At 68.6% G+C, this 14,683-nt stretch carries 14 protein-coding genes; 9 read left to right on the top strand and 5 right to left on the bottom strand.

Features of this window, described 5'->3' with window-relative positions; all coding sequences use genetic code 11:
* Positions 1-113: 113 nt before the first annotated feature.
* Positions 114-479 (top strand): hypothetical protein, encoded by a 366-nt coding sequence (locus tag AC07RV_RS12075; RefSeq protein WP_296781643.1) that lies wholly within the window; start codon positions 114-116, stop codon positions 477-479.
* Positions 480-640: 161 nt separating this feature from the next.
* On the opposite strand, the gene AC07RV_RS12070 is transcribed toward AC07RV_RS12075, so the two are convergent.
* Positions 641-1,915 carry a M20/M25/M40 family metallo-hydrolase gene (locus AC07RV_RS12070; protein WP_296781642.1) on the bottom strand — a complete coding sequence of 425 codons (1,275 nt, stop codon included), beginning with the start codon at positions 1,913-1,915 and terminating at the stop codon, positions 641-643.
* Positions 1,916-2,141: 226 nt separating this feature from the next.
* Here AC07RV_RS12070 and AC07RV_RS12065 point away from each other — a divergent pair, with 226 nt between their 5' ends.
* The 4 genes from AC07RV_RS12065 (at position 2,142) to AC07RV_RS12050 (ending at position 4,011) form a co-directional block, all read left to right on the top strand.
* Positions 2,142-2,483 carry a hypothetical protein gene (locus AC07RV_RS12065; protein WP_296781641.1) on the top strand — a complete coding sequence of 114 codons (342 nt, stop codon included), beginning with the start codon at positions 2,142-2,144 and terminating at the stop codon, positions 2,481-2,483.
* Positions 2,484-2,557: 74 nt separating this feature from the next.
* Complete coding sequence (locus AC07RV_RS12060; RefSeq protein ID WP_296781640.1) at positions 2,558-3,316, top strand: hypothetical protein; 759 nt, start codon at positions 2,558-2,560, stop codon at positions 3,314-3,316.
* Positions 3,317-3,364: 48 nt separating this feature from the next.
* Positions 3,365-3,532, top strand: a complete 168-nt coding sequence (locus tag AC07RV_RS12055; protein ID WP_296781639.1) for a hypothetical protein — start codon at positions 3,365-3,367, stop codon at positions 3,530-3,532.
* A complete protein-coding gene (locus AC07RV_RS12050; protein WP_296781638.1) occupies positions 3,529-4,011 on the top strand; it encodes a GNAT family N-acetyltransferase in 483 nt (160 codons plus the stop codon). The genes AC07RV_RS12055 and AC07RV_RS12050 overlap by 4 nt, the downstream gene beginning before the upstream one ends.
* A gap of 169 nt (positions 4,012-4,180) precedes the next feature.
* Here AC07RV_RS12050 and AC07RV_RS12045 read toward each other — a convergent pair whose 3' ends face one another.
* The 4 genes from AC07RV_RS12045 to AC07RV_RS12030 form a co-directional block, all read right to left on the bottom strand.
* The gene (locus AC07RV_RS12045; protein WP_296781637.1) at positions 4,181-6,475 is read right to left on the bottom strand and encodes a xanthine dehydrogenase family protein molybdopterin-binding subunit; all 2,295 of its coding nucleotides are present in this window, start codon (positions 6,473-6,475) and stop codon (positions 4,181-4,183) included.
* Positions 6,472-6,957: a (2Fe-2S)-binding protein gene (locus tag AC07RV_RS12040; protein ID WP_208508813.1), complete on the bottom strand. Its 486-nt coding sequence runs from the start codon at positions 6,955-6,957 to the stop codon at positions 6,472-6,474. The genes AC07RV_RS12045 and AC07RV_RS12040 overlap by 4 nt, the downstream gene beginning before the upstream one ends.
* Entirely contained in the window at positions 6,954-8,273 is a 1,320-nt protein-coding gene (locus AC07RV_RS12035) for a cytochrome c (protein WP_296781636.1), read from the bottom strand. Before AC07RV_RS12035 ends, AC07RV_RS12040 begins: the two co-directional genes overlap by 4 nt.
* A gap of 134 nt (positions 8,274-8,407) precedes the next feature.
* Entirely contained in the window at positions 8,408-9,118 is a 711-nt protein-coding gene (locus tag AC07RV_RS12030; protein ID WP_296781635.1) for a helix-turn-helix domain-containing protein, read from the bottom strand.
* 247 nt (positions 9,119-9,365) lie between these two features.
* Here AC07RV_RS12030 and AC07RV_RS12025 point away from each other — a divergent pair, with 247 nt between their 5' ends.
* The 4 genes from AC07RV_RS12025 (at position 9,366) to AC07RV_RS12010 (ending at position 14,660) form a co-directional block, all read left to right on the top strand.
* A complete protein-coding gene (locus AC07RV_RS12025) occupies positions 9,366-10,532 on the top strand; it encodes an NAD(P)/FAD-dependent oxidoreductase (protein WP_296781634.1) in 1,167 nt (388 codons plus the stop codon).
* A gap of 59 nt (positions 10,533-10,591) precedes the next feature.
* Entirely contained in the window at positions 10,592-12,043 is a 1,452-nt protein-coding gene (locus tag AC07RV_RS12020) for a M81 family metallopeptidase (protein ID WP_296781633.1), read from the top strand.
* Between the two features lie 61 nt (positions 12,044-12,104).
* Complete coding sequence (locus AC07RV_RS12015) at positions 12,105-13,691, top strand: ABC transporter substrate-binding protein (RefSeq protein WP_093349074.1); 1,587 nt, start codon at positions 12,105-12,107, stop codon at positions 13,689-13,691.
* A 33-nt stretch (positions 13,692-13,724) separates the two neighbouring features.
* Positions 13,725-14,660 carry an ABC transporter permease gene (locus AC07RV_RS12010; protein WP_296781632.1) on the top strand — a complete coding sequence of 312 codons (936 nt, stop codon included), beginning with the start codon at positions 13,725-13,727 and terminating at the stop codon, positions 14,658-14,660.
* Positions 14,661-14,683 lie beyond the last annotated feature (23 nt).

The following is a 14,683-nucleotide window of genomic DNA, read 5'->3' as shown; positions in this document are numbered from 1 at the left end:
GGACCCGGTCGGACGAAGCTGTGGGCGAGTGAGCGTTAGGCATCACAGCGAGAAGCCGCTACCGCATCGTTGGCAACGTCGGCCAGAATAGCGAGCCCAACCTGGGCTTCGCAATGCTGTCGACGCGCATCGCCAACTTCCTCAATGCCGGTGACCAAGTTGCCGCGCGGCTGCCGACAACGGATACCGGCGAAACATGCTTCGTTCGTATCCGGCCCATCCCGAAACCGGGCGTGCCGCGTGAGGAGCGGCGCTACCTGAACTCGACATGGTCGATGTGGGAATACTGGGACTTCGAGTTCCGCCGTTTCGTCCTCCGAGACGGCTGGCAATACGATGAGTGGAACTACGACCGATACATCGTCCAAGACGACCGCAAGACGACGCATGACCCGAAGGCTTTCGAAGACGTGCTCAGAGCCTGGGTGCCAGCCGCCGACACCCTGCAGCACATGACCGATTCGTCTTGCCCCGAGTGACTTGACAGCCACGACCGGGCCTTCACCTCGATGTGGGCCCATCGGCCGCATACCGCCGACCAGGCGCGACCTTCAGCACAACGAAAAAAAGCGCATGCGAAGAGAACCCTTCGCATGCGCCTTCAGCTTTTGGCGCGACCAGTGCGCTGCGCCGCGCCCGCTCAGTTGCCCTTGCCGATCTCCGTCAGCAGCCGCGTCACCAGGTACAGCCGCGGCACGATCGAATCGACCTCGATGTACTCGTCGCGCGCGTGGTAGCCGAAGCCCGCGAGGCCGAAGCTCTCGACCACCGTTGCCTTGCCCGAGCGCCCCGCGTAGCCCGCGTCGGTGCCGCCGCCGGTCATCGGCGTGAGCGCGAGTTCGCGGTCGATCTCCTTGTAGATCGCCTGTGCCTTCTCGGCCAGCGCACGGCCCTTCTCGCCTGCCACGAAGGCTGGGCGGCCCACCTCCACCTTCACCGTGGTCTCGGTGTCGGGAATCAGCTTGCCGCTCGCGATCTTCGCCTGCAGCGCCGCGTCGAGCTTCTTCTCCGCGCCGGGCTCGGTGATGCGCACGTCGCCGAGCGCCTGCGCCTTCTCGGTGATCTGGTTGATCGGGCCCACCGCGCGCGCCACCGTCCAGTTGAGCGTCACGCCCGGGATGTCCTTCGCGAGGTCCTTGGTCTGCAGCATCTGATACGAGAGTTCGTACAGCGCGTTGCGGCCCAGCTCGGGCGCCGCGCCCGCGTGCGAGGCGCGGCCCTTCACCTCGAGCGTGGCCTGCGCGATGCCCGCCGCGCCGAGCAGCAACGATTCGCCCTTCACCACCGACTTCGCCGCCGTCGGCTCGAACGACAGCACCGTGTCGTGCAGGTCGGCCGTGGTCGCGATCAGCTCGCCCGAACCCACCGAGCCCACTTCCTCGTCGGGATTCATCAGCACCGTGAGCGTGTCGTAGTCGCGCCAGCCCGCGTCGGCCAGGATCTTGAGCGAGGCCATCATCACCGCCAGCCCGCCCTTGTCGTCCGCGATGCCGGGCCCGTAGATGCGGTTGCCGTCGACCTTGTAGGGCTGCGAGTTCAGGATGCCGGGCTGGTAGACCGTGTCCATGTGGCCCTGCAGCATGATCTTGCGCTTGCCGTTGCCCTTCATCGTGCCGATCACGATGTCGGCGCCCGCCCCGGCCGTCGCCTTGCGCCGCTCGACCTTGAAGCCGGCCGCCTTGAGCCGGCCCTCCACCACGTCGGCCATCTTCATCAGCCCGTCGACATTGAGGCTGCCCGACTCGATCAGCACCATCTCCTTGAGGTTCTCGATCACGGCCGGCTGCGCCTTCTCGGCCGCGGCGAGCAGCTTGGCGTCGGGGGCGGCATGGGCTGCGGTCGCGGCGCCGAGGGCGAAGGTGCAGGCCAGCGCGATGGAGCGCAGCGAGAAGATGAGTGAGGAAGGTTGAGTCATGAGGATCCCCTTTTCTTGAAGTGAATGGCGAGCGGAAGGATAGCGAGGCGGCGCGGAATGCGGAGCAAATGGGCGACAGGGTCGCCGGTCGGTTCAAGCAATGTTGCGCCGCCGGACACGAAACTTGACGGCCCTCGCCGCGACCACCTACAGTGCCCTCGCCTCGTGTGAACGAGGCCGGGTTTGGCGGCCTGAAGACATCCTGCGATTCACTTTGGAGGCCCACATGGCCAAAGACTTCGATGCAGGCACCGACGCCGGTGATTCGGGGGCACGCCCCGTCTCTCAGTTCAAACCCTTCGAATGGGTTCCTCCTCGGGGACTCGATCCCAGCAGACAGCACCAGGCCGCCTTCTTGAACGATGCGCGCGATGTGGTGCAAGGAGCGCTGTTGCTGGTTCAACTGCTGCAGTGGGACGAAGAGCGGCGCGATGCCGAGTCATCCGATACCGACCCCGCCCCTTTGCTCGACGCGTGCCAGCGCAGTTCGCTGCAGCGGTTCGTTGCGGTGTCGCTGGGCTTGCTTCATGCGCGGATCGAGGCCCAGTGCGAGGCGATGAGGGAATAGCGCGAGGTGCGTCGAACGGCATCGGCAATACTTGGCCGATCGACTGCACGAATCCTCGAGGACTCACAAGACCCATGCGCGCACTCGCCTTGAATCTTCTTCTTGCACTGGCACTGCCCCTCGCACATGCCGCCAACGATGCCGACACGGTCGGCACCTACCTCACCCCGGGCATGGAACGCGAAGAACTCGCGCAGCGGTTCACCGGGCGCAATGCGGTCGTCATCGCCTCCGTGACGACGTACATCGAGCCCATGTGCAACCCCGACAGCCTGCCACCCAAGGGCTCGCGCATTCAGGAACTCACCTTCCTTGACGATCAAGGGAAAACGTTGCGCATCCGCATTCCCAGGACCGATGCCGAATGGGCCGCCAAAGCGGCGGCCCAACCGACGATACCCAAGCAGACTGCATATGCGCATTTGCCGGTCGCCTACGTCATTCCCAGCGGCCGCTATACCCTGCAGAGCCACACCATCGAAGCCGGCATGAGCGCTCACCGCGCACCGGCGAGCGGCTGGAGCGATGGCTACCCGGAAGTCGTGCCTGCGGATGGATTGCTGGAGAACAGAGTCTTCGTGGCGGAAGCTGGCAAGCCCGTCTATATCGGGCACTTCCATCAGGCCTGTGGCATCGGGTCCAAATCAGTGCCACCCATGTATGCCGATGGGATGTATGAGAAAAGCGGCACCACGGGAGTTGTGGATCCGCGCTACCCGAGCCTGGAGGAAGTCGTGAATCAGCGCTACCCGAGCCTGGATCTGGCGCAGCTGGTTCGTCGTCCCATTCGGCAGGGGCCGTCTCTGGGGATGGAGCCGCGTCGTGGGAAGTGAGTGGCCTGGGTCCCCGCATCCCATGCGGCCGACATCGCACCTGGCGTCATGAAGCTCGTTCACATCGACGGGCCTGCCGCCTTCGGCAAGCCAAGGATCGCGCGAGAGCTTGGCCGCACCCCTGCTGCGGTTCTCGGGCCTTCGGCGGCCGCGCACGATATCTTCGAAACGTCGGGCTTTCCTGCTTCCGGTGTGGGCAGGAGTTTCGCGGCATGACCACCTCGACCCATCCGCTCATCCGTCCGGCGACCATCGCCGATGTAGACGCCATGTTCAACGTCAGAACGGCGGTGCGAGAGAACGCGATGACCATCGAGGAACTCGCCGGGATTGGCGTGACACCGGAAGCCATTGCCCTGGCCGTCGAAAGCGCGGCTTGCGCCTGGGTCGGCGAAGTTCAGGGCGATGTCGTCGGCTTCGCGATGGTGGATCTCGAAACGGCCTGCCTGTTCGCCGTGTTCGTGTTGCCGGAGTTCGAAGGCCAAGGCGTCGGAAAGCGCCTCATCCAGGTCTGCGAAGCTGCCTTGTTCGACCTGCATCCTGTCGTTTGGCTCGAGACGGCAAGAAGCAGCCGTGCTGCCTGCGTCTATCGGCATCTCGGCTGGGGACGCGAGCAAGACCTGGGGGATGGTGACGTTCGGCTGGAGAAACGACGCTCGGGCGAACCCAATCCGAAGATCACTCTTTCCGGATGACTGCTTTCGACAAGAAGCGAATATCTCCGCGCCCCTCGGGATTGCCGCCATATCGGCCGCTTGAATCCTCCGTCCAGCCTCACGAACCACTATCGCTTGGTTGCGCTCGTCATCAACCCACCGATCGACCTCTGCCGGCGCGCGGCGCCCGCCGCCAAGCTCCACGGCCTCAGCCCTGGTTGTATTCCTTGAGCCTCCGCCCCGCCGCCAACGGCAACCCCCGCAACCTCCGCCCCGTAGCATCCGCAATCGCATTCCCCAACGCCGCAGGCGCCGGCCCCTGCGATGCTTCGCCGGTCCCCAGAAACGGCGCCCCGGGCCGATCGATGATGTGCACCTCCACCTTCCGCGGCACATCCGAGAACCGCATGATCGGATAGCGGCTCCAGTCGTAGCTGCGGATGCGCTGGGCGTCGTACTGCACCTGCTCGTACAGGGTCCAGCTGGCCGACTGCAGGATGCCGCCCTCGACCTGGTTGCGCACGCCGTCGGGGTTGACGACCTGGCCGCAGTCGATGGCCGCGATGGCGCGCTCGATGCGGATCTCGCCGGTCTCCGGCATGATCGACACCTCGACCGCGAGCGCGAGGTAGCTCATCAGGTTCTTGTACTGGGCGAATGAGAAGCCCACGCCGCGGTTCGGTACGCGCTTGCGCCTGGGGTCCCAGCCGAACTTCTTCGCCGCGAGCTGCACCACGTCGCGCCCGCGCGGGTCGTCGAGGTGGCGCAGCCGGAACTCGACCGGATCGGCCCCCGCGGCGGCGGCCAGCTCGTCCATGAAGCTCTCGATGGTGAAGACGTTCATGTACGCGCCGAGGCCGCGCATGGCCGACACACGCACCGGCATATCGGGCAGGAAGTGGTGGTCGACGTTGTAGTTGGCGAAGTTGTACAGCGGCAGGCTGTTGCGGTCGCCGCCGCCCTCGGGCATGGGAATGGGCTTGGGCGGCGCCGGCGTGAAAGGCTTCGCGAGGTACTGCGCGGAGATGAAGCGCCCGGCGTTGTCCAGGCGCTGGTTGTGCGAGTTGCTCCAGATCTCGTATTGCCAGTCGACCACGCGGCCGCTGGCGTCGAGCGAGGCCTTCACGTCGGTGACCATCGCGGGCCCGAAGGGCTCCCAGGTGAACTCGTGCTCGCGCATCCATTGCAGCCGCACCGGCCGACCCGGCACGGCGCGCGCGATCAGCGCGGCCTCGGCGCCTGCATCGTCGGCGGCGTTGTGGCCGTAGCAGCCCGAGCCCTCCACATGCACGCAGCGGATGTCCTCGGGCTTCATCGAGAGCAGTTCCGACAGCGCGCCGCGCATCGGGAACACGCCCTGCGAATGGGTCCACACGGTGAGCTTGCCCTGCGCGTCGAACTGCGCGACGGCGCACGAGGGGCCGATCGACGCATGCGCGAGGTAGGGCTTGGTGAAACGCGCATGCAGGGTCTTGGCCGCGGGCACGGTCTCGCCATGGCGGTCGCCGACGTGGATCTCCTGCCGGGGCAGCTTCATCAACGTGTCGTAAATGGTGGACGGCGTGGGCAGCGAAGCGCTCTCCTGCCAGCGCGCGGCCTCGGTGAGCGCGCGCATGGCCTGGATGGCCTGCCACTCGTCCTGCGCCACCACGGCCAGGAAGCTGCCGTCGCGCACCACCTTGACGACGCCCGGCATCTTCTCGACGGCCGCGCTGTCGATGCCGGTCAGCACGGCGCCGTACGACGGCGGCCGCACCATGCGCGCATGCACCATGCCCGGCAGGCGCATGTCCTGCACGTAGCTCGCGCCGCCCGTGACCTTGCCCGGGATGTCGAGCCGCCGGTGCGACTGGCCGATGACGCGGTGCTGCTTCGGATCGACCAGTTCGGAGCGCGGCTCGGCGCGCCGGTGCAGGTCGAGCCCGCTCACGGCCTGGCCGTAGCTCAGGGTGCGCCCGTCGGGGGCGGAGATGACGCCATCGCGCAACCTGAGGGTGTCGGCCGCCACGCCGAGCTTGCCGGCGGCCGAGCCCACCAGCAGCACGCGCACCTGCGCCGCCGCGTTGAGGATGGCGGTGCCGCTGTCGGCCGTGGAATGGCTGCCGGCCGTGTAGCCCTCGTTGGGCGTGACGGCGGTGTCGGCCGTCACCAGGTGCACCGCCTCGAAGGCCACGCCCAGCTCTTCTGCGGCGATCTGCGTGAAGGCGGTGCGGATGCCGGTGCCGAGCTCGGCCTTGCCGGTCCACACGGTGATGCGGCTCTGCTCGTCGATGCGGATCCAGGCATCGAGCATGGGCGTGCCGGTGAGGTCGCCCGGCAGCTTGGCGGTGCCGGCATCGAGCGCGCTGGGCGCGCCCGCCTCGGTGGCCTGCTTGCCCTGCTGGGCCAGCGCGGCGGCGCCGGGCCACAGCGAGAAGCTCACGGTGAGCGAGCCCGCGGCCAGGAAGTGGCGCCGGCTCGGGTTGCGCAGCGCGGCGTCATGCCACTGTGCGGGGCGACTCATCGCGATGCTCCTTGCCGCGCGGTGCCGGCCAGCGTCTTCGATGCCTCGACGATCGCGGCCACGATGCGCATATGGGTACCGCAGCGGCAGAGGTTGGGCTGCATGTGCTGGCGGATCTCTTCCTCGTCGGCGCCCGGGCGCTCGTCGAGCAGCGCCTGCGCGCGCATCACCATGCCGGCGATGCAGTAGCCGCACTGGGCCGACTGCTGCTCGATGAAGGCCTGCTGGATCGGCGCCGGCTTGTCGGCACTGCCAAGGCCCTCGATGGTGCGCACCGCGCGCTTGCCCACCGCCGACACCGGCATCAGGCACGAGAACACGGGGCGCTTGTCGACGATCACGGTGCAGGCGCCGCACTGGCCGAGGCCGCAGCCGTACTTGGCGCCGTTGAGCTTGAGGTGGTTGCGCAGTGCGTACAGCAGCGGCATGGAGGGATCGATGTCGAGCGCGTGGTCGACGCCGTTGACGGTGAGCGTGATCATTTCGGCAGTGCCTCCTTCTCCTTGCGAACCTTCGCAACCTCGTTCTGCAGGTCGGGCCAGGCCGGACGCTGCGTGGCGCTGGCGCGCACGTAGCGCAGCACCTCGGCGATCTGCTCGTCGCTCAGCACATCCGCGAACGGCGGCATGTAGTGCGCCGATGCCGAACCGCCCCACGGGTTGCCGCCCAGCACCAGGTTGATGGCGTTGCGTGCGCTGTCGGCATTGACCGCCGTGCTCAGGCCGAGCGCGGGCCGGTCGCCGATGGTGCGCATGGGCGCCGCGGCGCCGTGGCAGCCGGCGCACGAGCCGTTGAACAGCGCGGCACCGGCATCGACGCGCTGGCCCGCGGGCATTGCCGCGGCGGCGACCGAAGCCGACGCAGCCGCCTTGGCCGGCTCGGCCTGCGCCGCGGCGGGGGCCGCGGGCTGCAGGCCCATGATGTAGGTCGCGATCGCGCGCACGTCCGACTCGGGCACGTCGGCCAGGTGCTGCGTCACCGGCAGCATCGGCCCCGCGGCCGCGCCGTGTTCGCTCGCGAGGCCGGTGCGCAGGTAGGACACGAGCTGCTCCTTCGTCCACGGCCTGGGCGCGCTGGCCAGCGCATTCAGCGGCGGCGCTTCCCAGCCGTCGATCAGGTTGCCCGCGAAGGGCTGGCTGCCTTTCTCGGCGCCGAGCAGGTTCATCGGCGTGTGGCAGGCCGCGCAGTGCGCCGCGCCCTCCACCAGATAGCGGCCGCGCAGCCATTCGTCGGACTGCGCCGTGGCGGACGCGGGCAGCGGGCCCTTCTGCAGGAACAGCAGGTTCCAGCCCGCGACCAGCGGCCTAAAGCCGAGCGGGAACGTGAGCTGATTGGCCTTGGCCGGCGCATGCACCGGCGTGCGCGCCATCAGGTACGCATAGAGCGCGCCGATGTCCTCGTCCGACATCCGCGTGAAGTGCGGATAGGGAAAGGCCGGGTACAGCAGGTGCCCGTCGCGCGACACGCCGGCGCGCATGGCGCGCGTGAAGGCCTCGAGCGACCAGGTGCCGATGCCGGTCTCGGCATCGGGCGTGATGTTGGTGCTGTAGATCGTGCCGAAGGGCGTGTTGAGCGGCAGGCCGCCCGCGAAGGGTTTGCCGTTGGCGGCCGTGTGGCACACCATGCAGTCGCCTGTGCTGGCCACGTGCGAACCTCGCACCAGCAGCGCCTGGTCGCCGCTTGGCGGCGGTGGCGCGGGCAAGGCCGCGATGGCCGGCTCCCACGCATAGGCAAAGGCCGCGCCAACGGCAGCAGCCGCGACGACCAGCAGCGTCGCGATCTTGTTTCTCGTGTTCATTCGTCCATCCTGCCCGGCCGGGTTTGCGTACGGCGCATCGCTTCATCGTGGGCGGCGCGGATGCTACGCGGCGAGAATTAGATGGGAGTTCGGGCCCGGATAGACCCGGGCCGCCGGTCGGCATTGCGCCGCCGTCAAGCTTTGCTGGCGCGGCCCTTCTTCTTCTTCGCCACCGCCTCCACGGCTTCCACCTCCGGCGCCTCCCGCGCCGACTTCATGTGCCCGCTCTCCCCGATCGTCATCCCCACGATCTTCGCCAGCTGCCGGCTCACGCTGATGTACGCATGCCCGAGCCGGCTGTCGAAATAGAGCGAATCCCCGCGCCCCAGCCGCACCACCTCGCCGTTGTCGAAGTGCACCTCGATCTCGCCCGAGAGCACATAGGCGAACTCCTCGCCCGAGTGGCGCACGAAGTCCTCGGGGCCGTGGATGCGCCGCGCGTGCACCACGCCGACGATGGGGCTCATCTGCTTGCCGGCAGCCGTGGTGCCGAGGAACTCGTAGGCGATCGATAGGCCGCGGTACACCACGCCCTTGCCGGCGCGCGTGACGACGGGGCCGTCGAACTGCGCGGGCTTGACGCCGGCGCCCGCGAACATGGCGTTCATGTCCATGTCGAGCGCGCGGCCCAGGGCGGTGAAGTTCTCGTAGCCCAGCGCAAGCTGGCCGCGCTCGGCGCGCGAGATGGTGGTGATCGACACGCCCGAACGCTCGGCCAGTTGCGCCAGCGTCCAGCCGAAACGCTTGCGCGCGGTGCGCAGGCGATAACCGAAAGTGGTGCGGTCCAGCGTGGGCGCGGCCTCCTTCGGCTTCGCCGCCTGCTTGGTCCCTGTATGTGGATTCACGCTTGGCTCTCTCTTGTGATGCGCAGGATTCTGCCAGTCCATCCGCCGCCCCTCCACCGCCGGGCCGCCGCGGCCGGGCCCGGAATTTGCGTATGCGCAAATTGCAAGTACGCAAATTTCACCGCCATGGTGCAACGAGCGTCCTGGGCCTCTCGCCGCGTCCTCACTCTGCACGAGACGACGTCAAAGGAACTCAGGGCTTTCGATAATTTGCGGATACGCAAATTTGTTCCTACACTCCGCCGCGATGACAACGACCGAACACACCACCGCCACCGCCGACTTCCTCGTGATCGGCGGCGGCATCGCCGGCGCCTCGGTGGCGCACTGGCTCGCGCCGCATGCCCGCGTGATCCTGCTCGAACGCGAGAACCAGCCCGGCTACCACTCCACGGGCCGCTCGGCCGCGCTGTTCATGGAGAGCTACGGCACGCCGCAGGTGCGCGCGCTCACGATGGCCAGCCGCGCCTTTCTCGAGAACCCGCCGCCGGGCTTCGCCGAGCATCCGCTGCTCACGCCGCGCGGCGCGATGATGATCGCGGGCCCGGGGCAGGAGGCGCAGCTCGAAGAGCACTGGCAGGTGCTGCAGGGCATGCCCGGCGATCCGCGCCGGCTCAGTGCCGACGAAGCGCGCGCGATGGTGTCGGCGCTGCGGCCCGAGCAGGTGATCGGCGCGGTCTACGAACCCGACGCGGCCGACATGGACGTGCATGCGATCCACCAGGGCTACCTGCGCGGCATGCGGCGCGCGGGCGGGCAGCTGGTGTGCGACGCGGGCGTGACGGCCATCGAGCGCGTGGGCGACATCTGGCGCGTGCAGGCCGGCGGGCGCAGCTACGAGGCACCGGTGCTGCTCAATGCGGCGGGCGCCTGGGTCGATACCGTGGCTCGGCTCGCGGGCGTGCCCCCCATCGGCATCGAGCCGCGCCGGCGCTCGGCCTTCATCTTCGCGCCGCCCGAGGGCGAGGCCGCGACGGCCGCGCGCTGGCCCATGGTGTTCGGCGCCGACGAGGACTGGTACATCAAGCCCGACGCCGGCATGCTGCTCGGTTCGCCGGCCAATGCCGACCCGGTGGAACCGCAGGACATCCAGCCCGAAGAGCTCGACATCGCGATCGCTATCGACCGCATCGAGCAGGTGACCACGCTCTCGATCCGCCGCCCCACGCGCACCTGGGCCGGCCTGCGTTCCTTCGTGGCCGACGGCGACCTGGTCGGCGGCTTCGATCCTGAGGCGCCGGGCTTCTTCTGGGTCGCGGCGCAGGGCGGCTACGGCATCCAGACCTCGGCCGCGATGGGCGAGGCCTGCGCGGCGCTGGCACGCGGGCTGCCGCTGCCCGAGCGCATCGCGGGCTTCGGGCTCACGGCCGAGATGCTCGGGCCGCAGCGGCTGCGCAGCAAGGTCGCGGCCTGAGGCGGCAACGCCCCATCTTTCCTCCTTCTTCCCTCCACCCCGAGAACAAGAGAAACCCCATGCGTGTCTTCAGTGCCTCCCTCGCCACCGAAACCAACACCTTCGCGCCCATGCCCACGGGCCTGGCCTCGTTCAAGGACCGCGGCTACTTCCCCGCCGGCCAGCATCCCGAAGCGATGACGCTGTTCTCGGGCCCGCTGTGGGCCGCGCGCATCCGCGGCAAGGAGCGCGGCTGGACGCTGTTCGAAGGCATGGTGGCCGGCGCGCAGCCCAGCGGCACGACCACGCGCCATGCCTACGAGACGCTGCGCGACGAGCTGCTGGCCGACCTGCGCGCGGTGCTGCCGGTCGACATGGTGCTGCTGGGCCTGCACGGCGCGATGGTGGCCGACGGCTACGACGACTGCGAAGGCGACCTGCTGAAGCGGGTGCGCGAGATCGTGGGCCCGAAGGTGGTGATCGGCGCCGAGCTCGATCCGCACAACCACCTCACGCCCGAGATGGTGGCCAACGCCGACCTGATGATCTCGTTCAAGGAGTACCCGCACACCGACGTGCTCGAACGCGGCATGGAGCTGGTCGACATCTGCGCGGCGCAGGTCGAGGGCAAGGTGAAGCCGGTGGCCGCGATGGTCGACTGCGACATGATCGTGACGGTCCACACCTCGCGCCAGCCGGCGCGCGGCTTCGTCGAGCGCATGCAGTCGCTCGAGGGCAAGGACGGCGTGCTCTCGGTCTCGCTCACGCACGGCTTCTCCTGGGGCGACGTGCCCGAGATGGGCACCAAGCTGCTGGTCTACACCGACGGCGACGCGGCCAAGGCGCAGGCCCTGGCGCGCCAGCTGGCCGACGAGGTGATCGCGATGCGCGACGAGCTCACGGTCCCCTACCCCGGCATCGACGCCTCGCTCGACGCGGCGCTGGCCTTCGACGGCGGCCCGGTGGTGCTGGCCGATGGCGCCGACAACCCCGGCGGCGGCGCGGCCAGCGATTCGACCTTCATCCTGCGCCGCATGGTCGAGCGCGGCATCACGAATGCGGCGCTGGGCCCGATGTGGGACCCGATCGCGGTGCGCATCGCCTTCGACGCGGGCGTGGGCGCCAAGCTCACGATGCGCATCGGCGGCAAGATCAGCCCGCTCTCGGGCGACCCGATCGACCTCGAGTGCACGGTGAAGGCGCTGCAGCGCGACCTGGTGATGACCGGCCTGGCGGGCACGCCGGTGCTGATGGGCGACAGCGCGCTGGTGGAAGCCAACGGCATCGAGATCGTGCTGATCACGCTGCGCAACCAGGCGATGGGCACCGACCTCTTCACGCAACTGGGCTGCGATCTCGCGGCCAAGAAGATCGTGGTGGTGAAGTCCTCGCAGCACTTCTATGCCTCGTACTCGAAGGTCGCCAGGCATGTGATCTACGCGGGTGCGCCGGGCGCGGTCACGCTCGACCTCAGCACCCTGCCCTACCGCAAGGCGCGGCTGCCCAAGTGGCCGATCGGCGCCACGGCCTGACGCCTCGTTTTTTCTTTCTCCCTCGTTCCCTTCCCTTTTCCTCAGCCCACGGAGTTCCGCGATGACTTCACCACGCCGCCTTCTCGCCGCCTGTCTCGGCGGACTCGCCCTCGCCACGGCGAGCCTGCACGCGCCGGCCCAGCAGCAGCCCAAGACGCTGCGCGTGGTCGCGCATGCCGACCTGAAGATCCTCGACCCGACCTTCACCACGGCCTACATCTCGCGCAACTTCGGCTACATGGTCTACGACACGCTGTTCGCGCAGGACGCGAACGGCAAGCCGCAGCCGCAGATGGTCGAGAAGTACAGCACCTCGAAGGACGGCAAGCAGTGGAGCTTCACGCTGCGCCCGGGCCTGAAGTTCTCGGACGGCAGCGCCGTGACCTCGGCCGACGCCATCGCGTCGCTGCAGCGCTGGGCCGCGCGCGACAGCCTGGGCCGCGCGATGGTGGCCAGCGGCGCGGAATGGAAGGCGGTCGACGCCCACAGCTTCACGCTCACGCTGACCGAGCCCTTCGGCATGGTGCTCGACGGGCTGGCCAAGCCCTCGGGCTTTCCGCCGGTGATCCTGCCCGAGCGCATCGCGAAGATGCCGGCCACGGCGCCTTTGACCGAGGTCGTGGGCTCGGGCCCCTTCGTCTTCAAGCGCGACGAATGGGTGCCGGGCAACAAGGCGGTGTTCGTGCGCAACACCAACTACGTGGCGCGCAGCGAACCGCCGAGCGGGCTCTCGGGCAGCAAGAAGACCAGCTTCGACCGCGTGGAGTGGCTCTACCTGCCCGACGCCAACAGCGCGGTCGCGGCGCTCAAGCGCGGCGAGGTCGACCTGGTCGAGCAGCTGCCGCCCGACTACATCGCGCCGCTGCGCACCGACAGCAACGTCAAGATCGGCTCGGGCGGCGCCTACCAGGCCTTCCTGGTGATGAACCAGCTGCACGCGCCCTTCAACGACCCGAAGGTGCGCCAGGCGCTGCTGCAGGCCGTGAGCCAGGAGCGCTTCGTCGCGGCCATGGGCTATCCGCTGGACATGCGCATGAGCTACTGCGCCACCTACTTCATCTGCGGCAGCCCGAACGAGACCGCGGCCGGCGCCGAGCCCTTCCGCAAGGCCGACGTGGCCAAGGCCAAGAAGATGCTGGCCGACGCCGGCTACAAGGGCGAGAAGGTGGTGCTGCTGGTGCCCAGCGACGTGCCCTACCTCAACGCCGAGGCGCTGATGGCCGCGCAGACCATGCGCAGCATCGGCCTGAACGTCGACGCGCAGACCATGGACTGGGCCTCGATCGGCGCGCGCCGCGCCAAGCGCGATGCGCCCGAGGCCGGCGGCTGGAACATGTACGTGACGGTGGCCGGCGAGTTCGACGCCAACTCGCCGATCGCCAACGCCTACCTGAGCGCGGCCTGCGGCAACAGCCTGCCGGGCTGGCCCTGCGACAAGAAGCTCGACGAGCTGCGCACGGCCTGGCTCAAGGAGACGGTGCCGGCCAAGCGCAAGGAACTGCTCGACGCCTTTCAGTCGCGCGCCTACGAGGCCGTGCCCTACATCAACGCGGGCCAGTACTCGGCCGCGTTCGCCGCGCGCTCCAGCCTCAAGGGCGTGGACAAGCTCTGGGCCGGCATGCCGACGGTCTGGATGCTCGACAAGTAAGCCCTTCTCCCCAGCCACGAGAACCTCGAAGCCATGGGCTACATCCTCCGTCGGTTCCTCTCGACGCTCCCGGTCATGGCGGTGGTCGCCGTGGTGGTGTTCCTGCTGATCCACCTGTCGCCAGGCGACCCGGCCGCGCTGATCGCGGGCGACCTCGCCACCGGCGAGGACATCGAGAAGCTGCGCGCCGCGCTCGGCCTCAACCTGCCGCTGTGGCAGCAGTTCGCGCTGTGGCTCGGCCGGCTCGCCACCGGCGACCTCGGCACCTCGATCTTCACGCAGGTGCCGGTGTCGCAGTTGCTCGGGCAGCGGCTCGAGCCCACGGTGTCGATCTCGGTGCTCACCATGGCGATCACGCTGGTGGTGGCGGTGCCGCTGGGCACGCTCGCGGCCTACCGCGCCGGCACCTGGATCGACCGGCTGGTGATGCTGTTCGCGGTGCTGGCCTTCTCGGTGCCGGTGTTCCTGGTCGGCTACCTGCTGATCTACGCCTTCGCGATCCAGCTGCCGTGGTTTCCGGTGCAGGGCTACGTGCGCTTCGGCCAGAGCCCGGCCGACTGGCTGCTCGGGCTGGTGCTGCCCTGTGTGAACCTGGCGCTGGTCTACATCGCGCTGGTGACGCGCATGACGCGCGCCACCGTGCTCGAGGTGCTGCACGAGGACTACATCCGCACCGCGCGCGCCAAGGGCCTGGGCGTGCTGCCGGTGCTGGGCCATGCGCTGCGCAACGCGGCGATCCCGATCGCCACCACGGTGGGCGTGGGCATCGCGCTGCTGATCGGCGGCGTGGTGGTCACCGAGACCGTGTTCGCGATCCCCGGCGTGGGCCGGCTGGTCATCGATTCGGTGCAGCGCCACGACTATCCCGTGATCCAGAGCGTGCTGCTGCTGTCGGCCGGCGTGTACGTGCTGATCAACCTGCTGATCGACCTGAGCTACCGCTTCTTCGATCCGCGCATCCAGTACTGAACCGCGCCATGTCCACCGTACTC

The sequence above is a fragment of the Variovorax sp. GW821-FHT09B01 genome, assembly GCF_059418345.1.
This window is presented reverse-complemented; position numbering and strand designations above follow the sequence as displayed.